Origin of the sequence: Rudaea sp., assembly GCF_047601565.1 — a bacterium.
Taxonomy (GTDB): domain Bacteria; phylum Pseudomonadota; class Gammaproteobacteria; order Xanthomonadales; family Rhodanobacteraceae; genus Rudaea.
The window spans coordinates 3,897,560-3,915,565 of sequence record NZ_JASGIY010000001.1 but is presented as its reverse complement, the minus strand read 5'-3'; the positions used below and the strand labels follow the sequence as shown (position 1 = coordinate 3,915,565).

At 65.5% G+C, this 18,006-nt stretch carries 17 protein-coding genes and 1 pseudogene; 12 read left to right on the top strand and 6 right to left on the bottom strand.

The features are described from left to right. Nucleotides 1–192 precede the first annotated feature (192 nt). From QM741_RS17510 to QM741_RS17455, 12 genes and pseudogenes are all read left to right on the top strand, one after another. Nucleotides 193–1,353 carry a sensor histidine kinase gene (locus QM741_RS17510; RefSeq protein WP_415208914.1) on the top strand — a complete coding sequence of 387 codons (1,161 nt, stop codon included), beginning with the start codon at nt 193–195 and terminating at the stop codon, nt 1,351–1,353. Continuing rightward, nucleotides 1,350–2,015, top strand: a complete 666-nt coding sequence (locus QM741_RS17505) for a response regulator (RefSeq protein ID WP_415208913.1) — start codon at nt 1,350–1,352, stop codon at nt 2,013–2,015. The genes QM741_RS17510 and QM741_RS17505 overlap by 4 nt, the downstream gene beginning before the upstream one ends. 194 nt (nt 2,016–2,209) lie before the next feature. Further along, a complete protein-coding gene (locus QM741_RS17500) occupies nt 2,210–3,340 on the top strand; it encodes a hypothetical protein (RefSeq protein WP_415208912.1) in 1,131 nt (376 codons plus the stop codon). Between the two features lie 174 nt (nt 3,341–3,514). After that, a complete protein-coding gene (locus tag QM741_RS17495; RefSeq protein WP_415208911.1) occupies nt 3,515–4,474 on the top strand; it encodes an ABC transporter ATP-binding protein in 960 nt (319 codons plus the stop codon). Beyond that, complete coding sequence (locus tag QM741_RS17490; protein WP_415208910.1) at nt 4,471–5,205, top strand: ABC transporter permease subunit; 735 nt, start codon at nt 4,471–4,473, stop codon at nt 5,203–5,205. The genes QM741_RS17495 and QM741_RS17490 overlap by 4 nt, the downstream gene beginning before the upstream one ends. Before the next feature lie 19 nt (nt 5,206–5,224). Further along, entirely contained in the window at nt 5,225–7,075 is a 1,851-nt protein-coding gene (locus QM741_RS17485) for a Gldg family protein (RefSeq protein WP_415208909.1), read from the top strand. Between the two features lie 14 nt (nt 7,076–7,089). Next, nucleotides 7,090–8,376, top strand: a complete 1,287-nt coding sequence (locus QM741_RS17480) for a DUF4340 domain-containing protein (protein ID WP_415208908.1) — start codon at nt 7,090–7,092, stop codon at nt 8,374–8,376. 27 nt (nt 8,377–8,403) lie between these two features. Beyond that, the gene (locus QM741_RS17475) at nt 8,404–8,757 is read left to right on the top strand and encodes a DUF423 domain-containing protein (protein WP_415208907.1); all 354 of its coding nucleotides are present in this window, start codon (nt 8,404–8,406) and stop codon (nt 8,755–8,757) included. A 147-nt stretch (nt 8,758–8,904) separates the two neighbouring features. Beyond that, nucleotides 8,905–11,722 (top strand): annotated as a pseudogene (locus QM741_RS17470) (penicillin acylase family protein). A 300-nt stretch (nt 11,723–12,022) separates the two neighbouring features. Beyond that, nucleotides 12,023–12,865: an AraC family transcriptional regulator gene (locus QM741_RS17465; RefSeq protein ID WP_415208906.1), complete on the top strand. Its 843-nt coding sequence runs from the start codon at nt 12,023–12,025 to the stop codon at nt 12,863–12,865. Nucleotides 12,866–12,965: 100 nt separating this feature from the next. Continuing rightward, nucleotides 12,966–13,577, top strand: coding sequence for a hypothetical protein (locus tag QM741_RS17460; RefSeq protein ID WP_415208905.1), 612 nt, complete (start codon nt 12,966–12,968; stop codon nt 13,575–13,577). Further along, the gene (locus QM741_RS17455; protein WP_415208904.1) at nt 13,574–13,729 is read left to right on the top strand and encodes a hypothetical protein; all 156 of its coding nucleotides are present in this window, start codon (nt 13,574–13,576) and stop codon (nt 13,727–13,729) included. Before QM741_RS17460 ends, QM741_RS17455 begins: the two co-directional genes overlap by 4 nt. A 171-nt stretch (nt 13,730–13,900) precedes the next feature. Here the strand turns inward: QM741_RS17455 and QM741_RS17450 are convergent, their stop codons facing one another. The 6 genes from QM741_RS17450 to QM741_RS17425 all read right to left on the bottom strand — a co-directional run bounded on the left by QM741_RS17450 (nt 13,901) and on the right by QM741_RS17425 (nt 17,959). Then, on the bottom strand, nt 13,901–14,434 hold the full coding sequence (locus QM741_RS17450) for a D-alanyl-D-alanine carboxypeptidase family protein (protein ID WP_415208903.1): 534 nt from the start codon (nt 14,432–14,434) through the stop codon (nt 13,901–13,903). 19 nt (nt 14,435–14,453) lie between these two features. Beyond that, the gene (locus tag QM741_RS17445) at nt 14,454–15,215 is read right to left on the bottom strand and encodes a type II CAAX prenyl endopeptidase Rce1 family protein (protein WP_415208902.1); all 762 of its coding nucleotides are present in this window, start codon (nt 15,213–15,215) and stop codon (nt 14,454–14,456) included. Then, nucleotides 15,212–15,400 (bottom strand): Arc family DNA-binding protein, encoded by a 189-nt coding sequence (locus QM741_RS17440; RefSeq protein ID WP_415208901.1) that lies wholly within the window; start codon nt 15,398–15,400, stop codon nt 15,212–15,214. Before QM741_RS17440 ends, QM741_RS17445 begins: the two co-directional genes overlap by 4 nt. Next, nucleotides 15,387–15,743 carry a hypothetical protein gene (locus QM741_RS17435; RefSeq protein WP_415208900.1) on the bottom strand — a complete coding sequence of 119 codons (357 nt, stop codon included), beginning with the start codon at nt 15,741–15,743 and terminating at the stop codon, nt 15,387–15,389. Before QM741_RS17435 ends, QM741_RS17440 begins: the two co-directional genes overlap by 14 nt. An 87-nt stretch (nt 15,744–15,830) precedes the next feature. Beyond that, a complete protein-coding gene (locus tag QM741_RS17430; protein WP_415208899.1) occupies nt 15,831–16,697 on the bottom strand; it encodes an SPFH domain-containing protein in 867 nt (288 codons plus the stop codon). Nucleotides 16,698–16,942: 245 nt separating this feature from the next. Then, the gene (locus QM741_RS17425) at nt 16,943–17,959 is read right to left on the bottom strand and encodes a transglutaminase-like domain-containing protein (RefSeq protein WP_415208898.1); all 1,017 of its coding nucleotides are present in this window, start codon (nt 17,957–17,959) and stop codon (nt 16,943–16,945) included. Nucleotides 17,960–18,006: the final 47 nt, after the last annotated feature.

Genomic DNA, 18,006 nt, shown 5'->3' with positions numbered 1-18,006 from the left:
CCGTAAGCGGGGCGCGCGGCGGGGCGCGTGATCGGCGGACATTATCGCATGCGCGTCCGCGACCGGCCATGACGGAGCGCGGTCTTTTTCGTTAAAGGATCGTGAGGGAAGCGAGGCCGCGCGAAACGCACCCTCTGCGCCCACTGACTTCCAGCATGTTGCCAAGCGGGGGTTCGGTTCTATGATGGCGGCATGAAGGTGCCGCTGTTCAACCATATCCTGCTGTTGCGCTACGCGGGGTTGTTCACGTATCTGTGCACCGGCCTGCCGTTGCTGAGCAGTTCGTGGCGCGCCGAGGGCGTGGAGACGGGTTCGCCCGACCACATCGGCTGGTGCGTGGCCTACGTGCTTTTCGGCGTCGTGTACTGGCTGGCGACGCGCGGGCTGGGGCGCCGCGAGCGGCACCTGGAGCGCGTGCCGCTGTTGGTCGGCATGAACCTGGCGGCGTTCGCGATCGGCTGGTTCAGCCACAGCGGCATTTCGGCGATCCTGTTCCTCGTCATCGCCGGCGTGGTGCCGTGGACGCTGCCGTTCTGGCCGGGCCTCGTCTGGGTGCTGCTGCAGTGCTTCTCGCTGTTTCCGGTGTTCGCGCGCGAGTCCAATTACACCTGGGTCGACGCGTTCATGCAGTGCGCGATCTACGTCGGGTTTTCCGCGTTCACGTATGCCACCTCGCTCGTGGCCAAGCAGCAGGCCGATTCGCGCGAGGAACTGCGCCGTCTCAACTCCGAACTGCGCGCGACGCGCACGCTGTTGACCGAATCCAGCCGCATGAGCGAGCGCATGCGCATCTCGCGCGAGCTGCACGATCTCGTCGGCCATCACCTCACGGCGCTGAGCCTCAACCTCGAAGTCGCCAGTCACCTCGTCCACGGCACGGCGCAGGAACACGTACGCCAGGCGCAGACGGTGGCCAGGCTGCTGCTGTCCGACGTGCGCGAGGTGGTCAGCCACTTGCGCGAGGGCGATACGATCGACCTCTCGGCGGCATTGAAGACGCTGGTGGACGGCGTGCCGGGCCTGACCATTCATCTCGACCTGCCGCCGCGCTTCGCCGTGGACGACCCGCAGCGCGCGCAGGTGCTGCTGCGCTGCGCACAGGAGATCATCACCAACACGGTCAAGCACGCGGGCGCGGCCAACCTGTGGCTGCGCTGCGAGCGCACCGAGGCCAACGAACTGGCGATCCACGCGCGCGACGACGGCCGCGGCGCCGCCGCGTTCGAGCAGGGCAACGGCCTCACCGGCATGCGCGAGCGACTGGCCCAGGTCGGCGGGCGCCTGAACGTCGACACCCAACTCGACCGCGGCTTCGCGCTGGATGCGTGGCTGCCGCTGGAGGCCGCGCGATGACCACGAAGACGCCGCCGGACAAGATCGGCGTATGCTTGGTCGACGACCAGACCCTGGTGCGGCAGGGCATCCGCTCGCTGCTCGAATTGTCCGACGACATCTCGGTGATCGCCGAGGCCGGCGACGGCGCGCAGGCCGTCGCGGTCATCCCGCAGGCCAGGCCCAACGTGGTCCTGCTCGACATGCGCATGCCGGGCATGTCCGGGCTAGACGTGCTCAACGCGCTCGCCGCGAAGAACGCGCTGCCGCCAACGATCATCCTGACCACGTTCGACGACGACCAGCTCGTGCTTGCCGGGCTCAAGGCCGGCGCGCGCGGCTATCTGCTCAAGGACGTCTCGCTCGAACAGCTCGTCGATGCGGTGAAGACCGTCGCCGGCGGCGGCTCATTGGTCGCGCCCGTGGTCACCCAGCGCCTGCTTTCGGGGCTGGAACGCATGCAGAACGATTTCACCAGCCTCGAGCAGCCCGATCCGCTGACCGACCGCGAGACCGAAATCCTGCGCCTGATGGCCGGCGGCTACAGCAACAAGGAAATCGCCAATTCGCTGGCCGTGGCCGAGGGCACGGTCAAGAACCACGTTTCCAACATCCTGTCCAAGCTCGGCGTGCGCGACCGCACCCGGGCGGTCCTCAAGGCTTTCGAGATCGGCATCGTCTGACCGGGCGACGATTTATTTATTGCAGCTGCCGTAGCCATTGCCGGAATTTGGAAGTAACATTCGGATAGCGCTCGGGCTGGACGCAGGCGGCTGGGGAGGCTTCCGATCCTCGGTACTGCGTGCCCGGGTCCTTCCGGGCAGTCGCGCCGGGGACATGACGCGGCTTGTCGGTTCCATACTGGAGAGAGGTTAGGATGGTTCGCCTGCTTGAGATTTTCGTTGCCCTCATCATCGTCGCCGTCCTTGCGGTGGTGTTCGCGGTCGTGCTGCCCAGTCACCGACACATCGACAAGGCGAAGGTGTATTCCGCCCCGGTACGCCAGATCTACGACGTGCTGGACGGCTACCGCACCTATCCCTCGTGGCCGGCCCCGCTGCGCGCTTTCGATGCGAAGGTGCGTTTCGACTTCCAGGGTCCGGAGAGCGGCTCCGGCGCAAAGCTCACCTGGACCGGTTCCGCCGACAGCAAGCTCGGCATCGGCTCCTACACGATCATTCCCGATCCCGTGCAGGACAAGCAGGTGCGCTGGGCGATCGACAACAACTGGAAGGGCACCGGCAAGACCCTCACCTGGGACCTCGAACCCGCCGAGAACGGCAAGACGGTCAAGGTCACGCTCGGCTACGACGTCGACTACGGCTGGGATCTGCTCGCGCGCTATTCCGGCCTCTACGTCGGCGGCGAGCCCTCGACGCTGATCCAGTTGCACCTGGAGGATCTCGAGAAGTACCTCGCCACGGTGCCGAACGTCGACTACAAGGACACGACCTTCGAGCTCAAGGACGTGACCGCGCGCCCGATCCTCTACGTGTCGACCACGGCCAAGCGCTCGCTCGACGAAGTCGCCGACGCGACCGACAAGGCGCTGACCGCGATCAATGCCGAGATCAAGCGCAACAAGCTCGAACAGACCGGCCCGCGCATCACGCTCACCTCGAACTGGGGAGACGAGAATTACGATTTCGACGTCGCCGTGCCGGTCGACAAGACCGACGGCATCACGCTCGGCGAGCCGCCCAAGGCTCCCGCGAAAGGCAAGGCCGCCGCTGCCGAGACCGAGCAACCCGCCGAGCCGACCACGCCGGTCAAGATCGGCACCACCTACGCCGGCAAGGTGCTGACCACTTCGTTCACCGGCTCGCCGGCGCAACTGCCACTGACGCGCCTGCTGCTCAAGTCCTATGCGCTGACCCACGGCTACGTCTTCGATGACAGCGGCACCGGCCCCGGCCGCTTCTACGATGAGTTGACCACGACCGACGAGCACGCAGCCGAGGACCAGCAGTCCTTCACGGTATCGCTGCCGGTCACGGTGCAGCAGTAAGCGGAACCACAATGCGGCGCGGGCGGGGCGAACCCCCGTCCGCGCCGTTTCGTTTGCGCCGATTGCATCGCCGGCGGAACTTTTTCGTGCCGCTGCGGTATTTGTCTCGCGGCCGTACCCGCGCTGGCTGCGGCTTCTCGGGGAAATACAGCTACCACTTTGGGACTTTCGCGCATGATCGAAACCCGGCAATTGAGCAAACGTTACGGCGATCTCGCCGCCGTAGACGGCATCACCTTCAAGGTGGAACCCGGCCAGGTGCTCGGCTTTCTCGGCCCCAACGGCGCCGGCAAGTCGACGACAATGAAGATGATCGCCGGCTTCCTGACTCCGACCTCCGGCAGCGCCAGCGTCTGCGGCCACGACGTCGTCGACGACGCGCTTGCGGCCAAGCGCACGACGGGTTACCTGCCCGAAGGCGCGCCGAGCTACGGCGAGATGACGCCGAGACAGTTCCTGCATTTCGTCGCCGAGGCGCGCGGCTTGCGTGGCGCGCGGCTTGCGCAGCGCGTCGAGGAGGTGGTCGAGCGCCTGCACCTGCACAGCGTGCTCGAACAGCCGATAGACACGCTGTCGAAGGGCTTCAAGCGCCGCGTCGGCTTGGCCCAGGCCATCGTCCACGATCCGGCCGTGCTGATCCTCGACGAACCCACCGACGGCCTCGATCCGAACCAGAAGTTCGAGGTGCGCAACCTGATCAACACGATGGCCAGGGACAAGACCATCGTCGTTTCCACCCACATCCTCGAGGAAGTGCAGGCCGTGTGCACGCGTGCCGTGATCATCGCGCGCGGAAAAATCCTCGCCGATGCGACGCCGGCCGAGCTCGAAGCGCGTTCGCGCTACCACCAGGCCGTTTCCCTGACGACGAGCAACCTGTCGGGCGCGAAGGACGTGATTTCGCGCGTCGCCGACGTCGCCGCGGTCGAGTACGACAAGGTCACCCAGCGCCTCACGGCGATACCGAAGCCGGGCCGGCAGATCTTCGGTCCGATCAGCGAATTGCTGAAGTCGCAGGGCATTCCGGTCAGCGAACTGCAACTCGAATCCGGGCGCATGGACGAAGTGTTCCGCACGATCACCCACGGCGATCTCGGCGAAGACGCGACGGAGCCGCGGAGAGCATTCGCATGAACAACATCATTACCGTGTTCAAGCGCGAACTCGCGAGCTATTTCGCGACGCCGGTCGCCTACGTGTTCATCGTGATCTTCCTGCTGCTCGCGGGTGCGTTCACGTTCTACGTCGGCGGTTTTTACGAGCGCGGCCAAGCCGACCTGCTGCCGTTCTTCAACTTCCATCCGTGGCTGTACCTGTTCCTCGTGCCGGCGGTCGGCATGCGCTTGTGGTCGGAGGAGCGCAAGAGCGGCACGATCGAACTGCTGCTGACGCTGCCGATCACGATGTGGCAGGCCGTGGTCGGCAAGTTCCTCGCCGCATGGGCGTTCATCGGCATCGCGCTCGCGCTGACGTTCCCGGTCTGGATCACGGTCAACTATCTCGGCTCGCCCGACAACGGCGTGATCTTCGCGAGCTATCTCGGCAGTTTCCTGATGGCCGGGGCGTTCCTCGCGATCGGTTCCTGCATCTCGGCGTGCACGCGCAACCAGGTTGTCGCGTTCATCCTGACCGTGGTCGTGTGCTTCCTGTTCCTGCTCGCGGGATTCCCGCTCGTGCTGAATTTCTTCAGCGGATGGGCGCCGCAGGGCCTGGTCGACGCGATCTCGGGGCTGAGCTTCCTCTCCCACTTCGCCGCGATTGCCAAGGGCGTGATCGATCTGCGCGACCTCGTCTACTTCGCGCTGACGATCGCGTTCTGGCTGTACGCGAGCGCGGTGGTGATCGATCTCAAGAAGGCCGACTGACATGGGAAATCGCAAGCTAATGACGGTAGGCGCCCTGGCGATTCTCGCCGTGTTGTTCGTCGCCGTGATCTTGGTCAGCAACGCGCTGTTCCGCGGCGCGCGCCTCGACCTGACCCAGAACCATTTGTATACCTTGTCGCAAGGCACGAACAACATCCTCGGCTCGATCGAGGAGCCGGTGAATCTCACCTTGTACTTTTCCGACAAGGCCGGCGCCGAAAGCGCGAACCCCGACGCCACCGCACTGCGCAACTATGCGCCGCGCGTGCGCGAGATGCTCGCCGAGATGGCCGCGCGCGCCGGCGGCAAACTGCGCGTGACCACGATAGACCCGCTGCCGTTTTCCGACGACGAAGACCGCGCGACCACGCTCGGCCTGCAGCCGCTGCCGTGGGGGCAGGGCGGCACCAACCTGTTTCTCGGCATCGTCGGCACGAATTCGACCAACGGCAAGTCGGTGATGCCGATCGCCGATCCGCGCAAGGAGACCTTCCTCGAGTACGACATCGCCAAGATGATCCACGAGCTGTCGATGGCGAAGAAGCCCGCGGTCGGCCTGATCTCGGGCCTGCCGATCGGCGCGGGCTTCGATCCGCAGACGCGGCAGATGCGCCAGCCCTGGGCGATCGTCTCGCAACTCGAGCAGCTGTTCGACGTGCGCACGCTGACGGCCGCGTCGGTCAAGGCGATCGACAAGGACATCAACGTGCTCGTCGTCGTGCAGCCGAAGGATTTGGCGGAGGACGCGCAGTACGCCATCGACCAGTTCGTGATGCGCGGCGGGCACTTGATCGTGTTCGTCGATCCGCTCGCCGAGAGCGACGACTCGGGCGCCGACCCGAACAACCCGCAGGCGGCGATGCTGGCCGACCATTCCTCCGATTTGCCGAAGCTGTTCAAGGCCTGGGGCATCGACTACGACCCGAAGAAGATCGTGCTCGACCGCGAACACGCGCTGCAGGTCTCTTCGCCGCAGGGCCAGCCGATCCGCCATCCGGCGATCCTCGGTTTCAACCAGCGCGACTTGAATCCCACCGACATCACGACGGCGCAGTTGCAGAGCATCAACGTCTCCACCGCGGGCTTCTTCCAGCTCGCCAAGGATTCGAAGAACAAGCTCACGCCGCTGATCCAGACCAGCGCGGACGCAATGACGGTGGCGGCCGATCGGCTCAAGTTCATGCCCGACCCGAGCCAGTTGCTCGCCGACTACAAGCCCGACGGCAATCAGCCGTTCGTCGTCGCCGGCCGCCTCGAAGGCAAGTTCGCGAGCGCCTTCCCCGAACGCAACGACGCGGGCCACCTGGCCGAGTCCAAGGACGGCGGCCAGATCATCCTCGTCGCCGACACGGACTTGCTGAGCAATCGTCTGTGGGTGCAGGTACAGGCATTCTTCGGCCAGCAGCTCATGAACGCGTTCGCCAACAACGGCGACTTCGTCGTCAATGCGGTCGACAACCTCAGCGGTTCGTCCGACCTGATCTCGATCCGCGGCCGCGCCACCTCGCAACGCCCGTTCACCACGGTCGACAACATGCGCCGCGCCGCCGAGGAAAGCTTCCGCGACAAGGAACGCGAACTGCAACAGCGCCTGTCCGACACCGAACGCAAGCTCACCGAACTGCAAAGCGGCAAGAGCAAGGAAAACGAGATGATCCTCTCGCCCGAACAGAAGGCCGAGTTGACCAAGTTCCAGGATCAGAAGATCGCGATCCGCAAGGAATTGCGCGGCGTGCGCCGCACGCTCGACGATCGTATCGATGCGCTCGGCACGCGCTTGAAGCTCATCGACATCGGCTTGATGCCGCTCTTGATCACCTTGTTCGCACTGGGGTTCGCCTGGCTGAAGCGCCGGCGCCGCGCAGCCTGAGCCGGGACGACGACATGAACACGAAGACCCTGTCCGCACTTGCCGTCGCCGCCGTGGTTGCGCTTGGCGCGGCGATCTGGATCAACTCGGCCGACGCACCGGTCAGCGAGGAGGCGGCGAAGGACAAGCCGCTGTTGCCGGGATTTCGCGACGATCTCAACCAGGTCGATGCCCTCGCGATCGGCGGCGCGGGCGGCAAGCCACTCGTCACGCTCAGGCGCGGCGGCGAAGCCTGGCAGGTGGCCGAGCGCGCGAACTATCCGGCCGACGTGGCCAAGCTGCGCGAATATCTCTACAAGCTTGCCGACGCCAGGGTGCTCGACACGAAGACGGCGAATCCGAAACGCTACGCGGAACTCGGCGTCGAAGACCCGGTCGACCCGAACGCGAAAAGTATACTCGTCGCGCCGGGCGGCCCGAAGGATGCGCCGAAGCTGATCGTCGGCCTGTTCAACGGCCAGGGCGGCGGCGGCACCTTCGTGCGCCGCGAAGGCGAGGCGCAAAGCCTGCTCGCGAGCGGCAACCTGCTGGCGGACAAGAATCCCGCAGCGTGGATCAGCAAGGATCTGTTCGATATCGACGCGGCGAAGATCAAGGAAGTTCGCCTGACCGGCCACGACGGCAAGACCCTGCGCGTCTACAAGGAGCAGGCGAGCGACGGCAACTTCAAGGTCGCCGACCTGCCGAAGGGCAGGGAACCGGCTTCGGAGTTCGTGGCGAACGGCCTCGCCGCGGGCCTCTCGAACCTGCGCGCGGATGACGTGGTCGCGGCGAAGGACGCGCCGACGGCCGACAAACCCGACAAGGCGCGCTATCTCGGCTTCGACGGACTCGTCGTCGAAGTGACGGCCTGGGAGTTCGACGGCAAGCCCTATGTGCAGTTCGCCGCGTCCGTCGATGAAGCGCAACGCGATGCCGACATCGCCGCGGCGCAGGCGAGGGACAAGGTCGCCTACGACACCGCCGTCGCCGCCGCCAAGCGCAAGGTGGTCGAAGCGAAAGGCGACGATGCGGCGATCGCCAAGGCCGAAGCGGGCGTACCCAAGCCGGCCTCGCTCGCCGATCCGGCCAAGGATCGCGCCGACCGCATCGCTGCTGCGAACAAGGTCGCCGAGGATTTGAACAAGAAGCTGCGGGGCTGGACCTACATCATCCCGCAATACGCGTTCTCGAACTTCCACAAGAACCTCGACGACCTGCTCAAGCCGTTGGAGACGAAGCGGGCCGCGGGTGCGAAAGGCGGCAAGCCCGCGCTGCCGATCCTGCCCAAGCCGTCGTCGACTTCCGCGATCCAGGGGTAGCGTTCCGTGCTGCGCGGATTCGCCGCCATGGGCGCATTGCTCGGTGCGCTCGGCGTGGCGTTCGGTGCGTTCGGCGCGCACGCCTTGCGTGGCATGCTCGACGATCCGGCGCTACGCATCTGGCACACTGCGGTCGAATACCAGCTCTGGCATGCGCTCGCCTTGTTCGCCTTGGCCGTGGCGCCGTTGCCCGTGTCGCGCTGGCGGCGCGCAGGCGCATACGCGTTCGCCCTCGGCATCCTGTTGTTCTGCGGCAGTCTCTATGCGCTCGCGCTCGGTGCGCCGCACGTCCTCGGCGCGATTACCCCGTTCGGCGGTGTTGCGCTGATCGTTGGCTGGCTGGCGGCGGCGACGGCCTGCCTGCGCAGGCCGCACGGCTGAGCGCGGACGAAACTTCCGCATGCCGCGGCGTTTTGCGGCGCTGCAAGATCGAAATTTCGCCATGCGGCTTTCCGCCGCAACGTGCTCGGCGCATACTGCGGGTCAAACGTTCGTTTCGGCGCCACGAAAACATCAACGGGAGGGGGCATGGCGGCATCGCGTGTCCGGCGCGTTCTTGCGCGTTCTGTATTTCTTGCTTTTTCCACTTGTGGATTCTGCGGCATCGCCGTGGCGGACACGATCTCCGCGCCCGGCATGACGGCGCCCGGCACGCTCGACTACGACGCGCTCGGCATGCCGACCATCGTCGCGGCGACGGACGACGACGCTGCCTTTCTGCAGGGCTACGCGCAAGCCAAGGCACGCTTCTTCGAGATGGATTTCAATCGCCGCGCGATCAGCGGTACGCTCGCCGAACTCGTCGGCCAGGCCGCGCTCGCGAACGACATCCAGTCGCGCACGCTCGGCCTGCGCCGCGCTCGCGAGCTGGCAGGCGATGGACGACGACACGCGCGGCTGGCTGCAGGCTTATGCAAATGGCGTCAACTACTGGCTGAAGACGACGTCCTCGCTGCCGCCGGAGTACGGTGCGCTGAGCCTGAGCAAGGCCGACCCGTGGCTGCCGATCGACACGATCGCCATCGGCAAGGGATTGGCCTACCAGCTTTCGTTCGACTCCTCGAAGGTGCAGAACACGATCAATTTCGCTGCCTACCAGCAGGCCGCGGCGGCGACCGGGGTCGACGCCGCGACGCTGTACTTCGGCGACACGCACCGCTTCGCGCCGCCGGATTCGACGGTGACGATTCCGGGATTCCAGCCGAGCGCCGCTGCCAGCATGACGCAGGCGGCGACGCCGTTCTCGTCGGTCGCGCAGACGGCGCCGATTTCCGCACAGACGGTGGCGCTCGCCCAGGGCTGGCTGGGCAAGGTGGCGAATCATCCGCTGATCGCGCCGACGCTGCGCTCGCGCGCCGGGCGCGAAGGCAGCAACGAATTCGCCGTGTCCGGCAGCGTGACCGCGTCGGGCAAGCCGATCATCGCCAATGACCCGCATCTCACGCTTGCGCTGCCGCCGATCTTCATGGAGATGCGCATCACCTCGAACGATCCGGCGTACGCGCAACCGCTCAACGCGAGCGGCGTCAGCGTGCCGGGTGCGCCGGGCATCATCCAGGGTTGCACGACGAACGTCTGTTGGGGCTCGACGGTCAATCCGATGGGCGTGACCGATTTCTTCCAGGAGACGTTCCAGCTCAACGCCGTCGGCCTGCCGACCGCGATCGTGCACAACGGCGTGGCCGAGCCCGTGATTTGGCAGTTCCAGAGCTATTACGTCAACCAGATGACGGCGGACCAGCCCGACAATCTCGTGCGCGACGATTCGATCGGCCCGACCAACGGTGGCGTGACCGTCATCGTGCCGCGCCGGAACAACGGTCCGGTCGCGCAGATCAGCGGCAGTTCGGGTTTGTCGATTGCCTACACCGGCTTCGGCCCGACGATGGAGCTGAAGGCGTTCAAGCTGATCAACCGCGCCAACAACCTCGCCGATTTCCAGAACGCGCTGACCTGGTTCGATTTCGGCTCGCAGAACTTCGCCTATGCCGACACCGCGGGCAACATCGCCTACTTCACGAGCGCCGAGAACCCGATCCGCCAGGACCTGCAGGAAGGCGCGCCGGGCGGCGGCATTCCGCCGTGGCTGATCCGCGACGGCTCCGGCAAGCTGCACCACGACTGGTTGCCCGTGCAGCATCCGCAGCCGAACCAGGCGACGCCGTTCGAGATCATGCCGGCCTTGGAAATGCCGCACGTGATCAACCCGTCGGCCGGCTTCTTCGCCAACGCCAACAACGACCCGATCGGCATCCTCGCCAACAACAATCCGCTCGGCATGCAGCGGCCGGGCGGCGGCATCTACTATCTCAACTACAACTACAGCGTGTATCGCGTGACGCGCATCAGCAAGCTGTTGTCGGCGTTGATCGCTTCGGGCAAGAAGATCACGCCGGACGACATCAAGACCGTGCAGCTCAACAACCAGCCGGCCGACGCGGAACTGGTGCTGCCGCATCTGCTCGCCGCGTTCGACAACGCGCAGGGCAGCACGTGGGGACAGTTGAGCCAGCTCGCGAACGATCCGGCGGTTTCCAACGCGATCGCGCGCCTCGGCGCATGGAACCTGACCACGCCGACCGGCATCCAGCAGGGTTACGACGCGGGCGACAATCCGTTCGCGCTGTCCGCGCCGAGCCAGAACGAGCAGGACGCGAGCGTCGCCGCAACGCTGTATTACCTGTGGCGCAGCAACGCGATCAAGAACATCGAGGACAAGACGCTGACCGGCCTCGGCCTCGGCAGCTACCTGCCCGGCGACGAGGATGCGTGGACGAGCGTGAAATTCCTGCTCGACGCGTTCCCGGTGCTCGGCGGCAAGGGCGCGTCGGGGGTGAACTTCTTCGCGGTCAGCGGGGCGCCCGACGCGGCTTCGGCGCGTGACTACGTGCTGCTCAAGAGCCTGAAGGACGCGCTGGTGCAGGCGTCGAGCGATGCGTTCGCGCCGGCGTTCGGCAATTCGACCGATCCCGCCGATTACCATTGGGGCCTGCTGCACCGCTTCGTGCTCGAACATCCGCTCGGTGGCCCGTTCAACATTCCGGGGCCGAACCCGTATCCGTTCACCGATCTCGCGGCGAACCTGCCGGGCCTGTCGCGCGACAGCGGTTGGGAAACGGTCAGTCCGGGCGGCGGCACGTTGCGCGTCAGCGGCGTCAACGACTTCATGTTCAGCGGCGCGACCGCGCCGGGCCGCCGTTTCGTCGGCGAGATGTCGCTGCCGATCAATGCGTTCGAAGTGATTCCGGGCGGCAACAGCGCCGTGCTCGGCAGCCCGAACTATGTCGACCAGCTGCCGCTGTGGCTGACCGGGCAATATCACACGTTGACGGTGGGCGATCCGTAACGGACGGTATTGCCGATGTGGCGCGGAGCATGATGAATCGCGTCCGTAGTCGTCGTTCCCGCATGCTTTTGGCGGGAATCCAATAGCGGGAATCCAGCGACTTTGCTCTTGCTCCGGGAGAGATTCCGGGAGAGATAAAGTCGTTGGATGCCCGCCTTCGCGGGAATGACAAGCCAGAGCGGGCCCGGACCGTTTCAGAAGAAAATCGCCCGCCCGTTCCGTCTGGTAGTCAGCAAGGCCGATCAAATGCACCGCCGAGATTCGGCGGTATAGTCTTGCGGGACCGGGAGGAATCGCGAGATGAGCCCCGTAGAAAAAGCACTGTGGTTCATCGAAAGCCATTCCGCGGCTTCGATCTCGCTCGACGACGTCGCGCGTTCCGCTTGCGTGTCTCGTTATCACCTATGCCGAGCGTTCGGCGCTGCGACCGGGCAATCGGTGATGGGCTATCTGCGCGGACGGCGGCTGTCGAAGGCGGCTTGTGCGCTGGCAGACGGCGCGGCCGACATCTTTTCCGTCGCCCTGGGCGCCGGCTACGGCTCCCACGAGGCGTTCACGCGCGCGTTCCGCGATCAGTTCGGAATGACCCCCGAGCAACTGCGAGCCGAGCGCTGCATCGAGCACATCCAGATCGTCGAACCGATCGCCGTGGCGGCCGCGCAGCCCGTCGGCGCCATTGCGTCGCCACGCTTCGAGAACGGCGCGCCGTTCCTTCTCGCCGGCAGTGCCGGGCGCCACACTTTCGAGCGCAGCGCCGAGATAACCCAGCGCTGGCAGCGATTCTTCGCGGACTTCCTCTGTCATCCCGACCGCCTGCCGGCTACGCTCGACGCTGCGCTCTACGGGGGGTACCACAACTTCGACGACGAGGGGAATTTCGACTATCTCTGCGCCGTCAGGGTCGCGGGTTCTTCCGGCCTTCCGGCGGAGTGGAGCCGCTTGCACGTGCCCGAGCAGCGCTATGCGGTGTTCCGGCACGCAGAACACATTTCGACGATAGACCGTTCCTGGCGGAGCGTATGGAATGCCTGGCTGCCGGCATCGGGCCAGAGCGCCGCGGACGCGCCCAGCTTCGAGCGCTTGGACCGGTTCGACGAACAACGCGGCATCGGAGAGATCGAACTGTGGCTGGCGATTGAGTGATGCGACGGCCGCAACGGCCGCGCAGAAAGCTCTTTCGAAAAGGAGACATGCGATGAATCGATCCGGCGAATACGCGCGGAACCTGCTTGCGACTGCGATCGTGCCGCTGCTGCTGGCGGGCGTCGAGGTGTTGCATCCGCACTGGCACGACGCGCTGCGGCTCGACGCGAGGACCTGGCTCGTCGTTCACTATGCGCAAATCCCGTTGTTTGCCTTGTCGGCGTTCGGCATCGCCTTGCTCGTGCGCGGCCGAAACGGCGTCGTCGCCTGGATTTGTCGCGCCGCGGCCTTCGTCTTCGGCGTGAGTTATGTGGCCTTCGACACGGCCGCCGGCGTGGTGACCGGAATTCTCGCATCGGCGGCCCAGACCTCCGCTGCGCCCGAGACCTGGCGCGTGCCGATCGAGACGGTCTGGACGCATGCGATCGTGGGCGGCGCCGGCGCGTCGGCACTGGGAGTGCTCGGCGCCATCGCGCTGTCGGTCGCGACCTTGAGCGCCGCGCTCGTGCTCAGGCGCAGCGGCGGCCATTCGTGGGGCGCCCTGATCCTGTTGGCCGCCTCGGGCTTCGGCATCAGCATCTTCCAGACGCATGCCTGGCCCGGCGGTCCGTTGACATTCGGGGCCTTGGGCCTGGCCGGCGCCTGGATAGCGTGGGAACGCTACCGGAACCTCGGTGTCACTTCCCTTGCCAATGTCGACAAAGGGACGTGACCTTTTTGGCGATTCGACACGGAGGACAGGAGGCGCGCTCGCATTCGAAGATCGGCGAAGTGATTCCGGGCGGCAACAGCGCGGTGCTCGGCAGCCCGAACTATGTCGATCAACTGCCGTTGTGGCTAACCGGGCAAAATACCATCCGTTGACGGTGGGCAACCCGGAACGAGTGGGGCAGGGACGTGATGAATCAATCGCCCCTGTGCTCGTCATTCCCGCATGCTTTTGGCGGGAATCCAGTGACTTTGCTCTTGCTGTTGAAAAGAAAAGTCGCTGGATTCCCGCCTTCGCGGGAATGACGAGCAAAGAGACGTGCCAGGCTACTTGCGCGCGTGCCAACACCAATGCCACGGCTCGTAGGCGATGCCGTGGCGGTTGTCGCGCGGATAGCTCAAAGTGAATTTGTATAATTGTGCATTTTTTTGCAGCCACGCGAACGCGGCCGAACGCTCGAATTCCTCTTCGAGCGCCGCATAGCCCGGCGTCGTGATGTCGAGCGCGCGGCCCGTGTGGTGTTCGCTGTAGCCCGGCGCGGCGCTGACGCGAAGAATCTCGGTCATCGACTGGCCGCGTTCGAGCTTGCGCTTGAGGATGCCGAGCTGGTATTCGATGCCGCGGAAAGCGGAGACGATTTCGAGTTCGATGCCATCCCGCATCGCCGCCTCGCGCATGCGCGTCCATGCGCGCGCGGCGCGGAGCGCCAGGTATTGCTCGCGACCCTGCGTATCGCGGCCGATGCCCGCCAGCCGTTCCGGCTCGCGCACGCGGCGCAAGCCGCGCACGCGGCCGTAGTCGCGCGGCACGCCGAGCGCGAACGCGGCTTCGATCAACGTTTGCGTTGCGGATCGGATCATGCGCGCATGCTAAAGCGAACTAAAGCGAATGCGCCAGCGGCGCAACCACATGCAGCACGAGATCGGCGCTGAAGTGCGCGAGCATGGCGTGTTCGAGCCCGTGCCTGCAATACAGCCAGCCGAAGGCAAGGCCGAGCAGGGCGTTGTAGCCGACGACGCGCGCGACCGTCGCCGCGTCGAGCGGGGCGAGTTTTGCCGCCATCGGCAGATGGCCCGCGCCGAACAGAAGTGCGGCGGCGGCGATCGCAATGCCGAACGCCCACGGCTGTCGCAAGCGTGCGCGCGTCAGCAGCCACGCGATCAGGGTCAACAGGAACAGCCGCAACTGGATTTCCTCGACGATGCCGCCGTAGAACGAGGCGAGCGCTCCCCGCCATGGCGCCGTCGTCGGCGGCTTCACGTGCGCGGCGGCCTCGGCCAGAGGCGGCCCGAACAGAGCGATGATGCCGAGTACGAGCAGCGCGCCGAGTACGCCCAACCCGGTCGCCGCGAGCCAGTTCGACGACGCCGGCTTGGCACGATCCGCATACATCCGTGCGGTGAGCCAGGGAGCACCGAGGCCGAGCGGCGCGCCGAGCTTGAGCCCCGCCCAGGCGAGCAGAAAGCAGAGCACGCCGCTCTGCGCGGTCTGCGCGGCGATCACGATCGCCGGCGCGAGCGGCAACTTGTCGGAAGCATGCGGTTGCAAGGCGAGCACGTACGGAAACAGCGCGAGCGTGGCAAGCGTCGCCGCCGCGCCGAGCAACAACGCGATGCGCAGTTGCGGCGTCGAAGAAGTCATTTCGACTCGTCCTTGCGATGATCGGATTTGGGCGCTTTCACGCGCCCCGCCTTGCGCAGCGCGTCGCGCAGCACGTATTCGATCTGTGCGTTGACGCTGCGCAGTTCGTCGTCGGCCCAGCGCTGCACGGCGTCGAGCACGTCGGCGCTGATGCGCAGCGGGTAGGCTTTCTTATCGGCGGTCATAGTCCTTTCGTACGGGTGGCTTGTCCTGATATCGCTGTTGGCCGATAAGCATGGCAAGCGACAAAGTCACCATCAGCGCGGCGAAACCTACCGACAGGATATCGCGTGCACCCTTGTCGCCTTGGTATGCGTAAATGAGAACGCCGTGACCGATGATCAGCGCACCAATGATGATCATGATCGTGCTGACGTACTGCCCGAGACCTTGCGGATCGCCGACGCGAGTCCAGTCGACGCCTTTGACTAAGCCGGTCGGTCCGCGCACGCGGATCAATAGTGCAGTGACCAGAATCAGGCCGGCAGCGAGCAAGTGGATAACGAGTGCGGCGAGTTGATCGGACATATCAACGGTTCTTGTTGACGCGATACGAGAATGCGGCAACGATGATGATAAATATGACAACGAGTGCGGAATCCATGAGTGCCTCCGCTAGTTGTATAACGTGCCGGTATTCACGATCGGCTGCGTGCCGCGCTCGCCGCAGAGCACGACGAGCAGGTTCGACACCATCGCCGCCTTGCGCTCCTCGTCGAGTTCGACGACGCCGCGTGATTTCAACTGATCGAGCGCCATTTCGACCATCGTCACCGCGCCTTCGACGATACGCGTGCGCGCGGCGATGATGGCGCTCGCCTGCTGGCGCTGCAGCATCGCCTGCGCGATCTCGGGGGCGAAGGCGAGGTGGCTGATGCGCGCCTCGATCACATTGACGCCGGCGCTTGCGAGGCGCTCCTGGATTTCGTTCTGCAGGTGGTCGGCGATTTCCTTGCCGTGGCTGCGCAACGAGACGCCGCCCGTGTCGTGCGAGTCGTAGGGATAGCTCTGCGCCATCTGGCGCAGCGCCGACTCGCTCTGGATATGGACGAAGTTCTCGTAGTCGTTAACCTGGAACAGTGCCTCGGCCGTGTCGACGACCTGCCAGACGACCACCGCGGCGATCTCGATCGGGTTGCCGTCGAGATCGTTGACCTTGAGCTTGGACGATTCGAAGTTGCGCACGCGCAGGGACACGCCGGTCTTGCTGTAGAGCGGGTTTGCCCAGCGCGGCCCGGCGTCGCGTACCGTGCCGACATACTTGCCGAAGAACTGCAGCACCTTGCCCTCGTTCGGTGCGACCGTGAAGAAGCCGCTCAGACTGACCAGCAGGACGATGCCGGCCAGGATCGCGGCGACGATGCTCCAGGGGGCTTTGTTCTGGATGCCGTAGATCAGCCAGGCGACATCGGCGATCAGCAGCACGACCAGGCCGATCAGGGCGGGAATGCCGGACGGTGCGGAAACGGAACGTTCGTTCATGGGGTTCTCCTAGCTTGTAGAAAAAAGATATCAAAAAGATATCATCTTTTCAAGATATCGAAATGCATCGTGCCGCAACGTCGAAACGCCGTGCGAAGGCGTCACTCCCGCTTGCGCGGGAACGGCGGGCAGGAGGTTTGCGCAAAAAGGACCGCTGGACCGCGACGGTCGGTAATGACGAACGCAGAGTTTCCGTGGTCGTTGCGCCGCAATTCCCGGCGTCAAGCCGGGCTTTGCAAGGTAAGTCAAGGCCGCAATGGCTCGATCGAATCGACGCGCACGCGGCCGAGGGTGTTGAAGCCTGCGTAGAAACGCCACGGGTCGCCCTGTCCGGTCGACAGCGCGACATGCCCCGCGTCGAAGCCGCGCAGCGCGGCATCGTAGCTGCGCCAACGCCCGTCGACGAACGCCTGCGCCCAGGCGTGCGGTACGAACACGTTCGTCCTGCCGGCATAGCGGTCGATGTAGACGAGCCCATCGACGACGCGCGTCGGAATGCCGAGCGCGCGACCGAGCGCGGCGAGCAGCACCGCGTGTTCGGTGCAGTCGCCTTCGGGATTCTTCGCGACTTCGAGCGCGGAGGCGTAGCCGACGCTCAGGTCCTTGTTGCGGATGTAGCTGCGCACGAAGTCTTCGAGGTTCTGCATCTGTGCCGCCGGCGCTTTCGCGTCGCGCGCGCCCTCGCGTGCGAGCTTGACGATCTCGGGCGCCGTGCTTTGCAGCCAGTCGTTCGCCTGCGTGTCGGCCGCGATGGGTTTGTTTTCGCGCGCTGGCGGTGCATCCGCGGCGGTCAATGGAGCGATGCGCAGTTCGACCGCGCCGTTCTCGGCGGGAACGACCTGTTGTTCGTCCGTGGTTGCGAACGTGAGCGGTTCGCCGCTGGCGTCGGTCGGGCCGACGACGAGGCGCAGGCCATGGCCGCGCTCGTCCGCGTCGAGCGTGCGCGGGGCGGCGAGCATGGTGCGCAGCAAAATGTCCGAAGTCTGGTTCTGCGCGGTCGCGCAGGCCTGTGAACACGCGAGCATGGTCAATTCGTAACCCATCATCGGCACGAGCAGTTTGCGCGCGGTGAAATCGGGGTCGACCCACGAGGCCGTGCGCGTCGGCGAACCGCCGAGATCCAGCGTCTGGTCGACGCGCGTCAGCTCGCGCCGCCCGTCGGGCAGTTCGACCGTTTCGCGCGTGCCGACGCGCGAATCGACTTCGACCGCTTCGAGATTCTCGGCCTGGAACGCAAGCGTCTTGTAGCGCGTGCCGGGCACAAGCCCGTGCTTTTCCTCGGCGAGGCGCAGGCCTTCGGCGAGCAGTG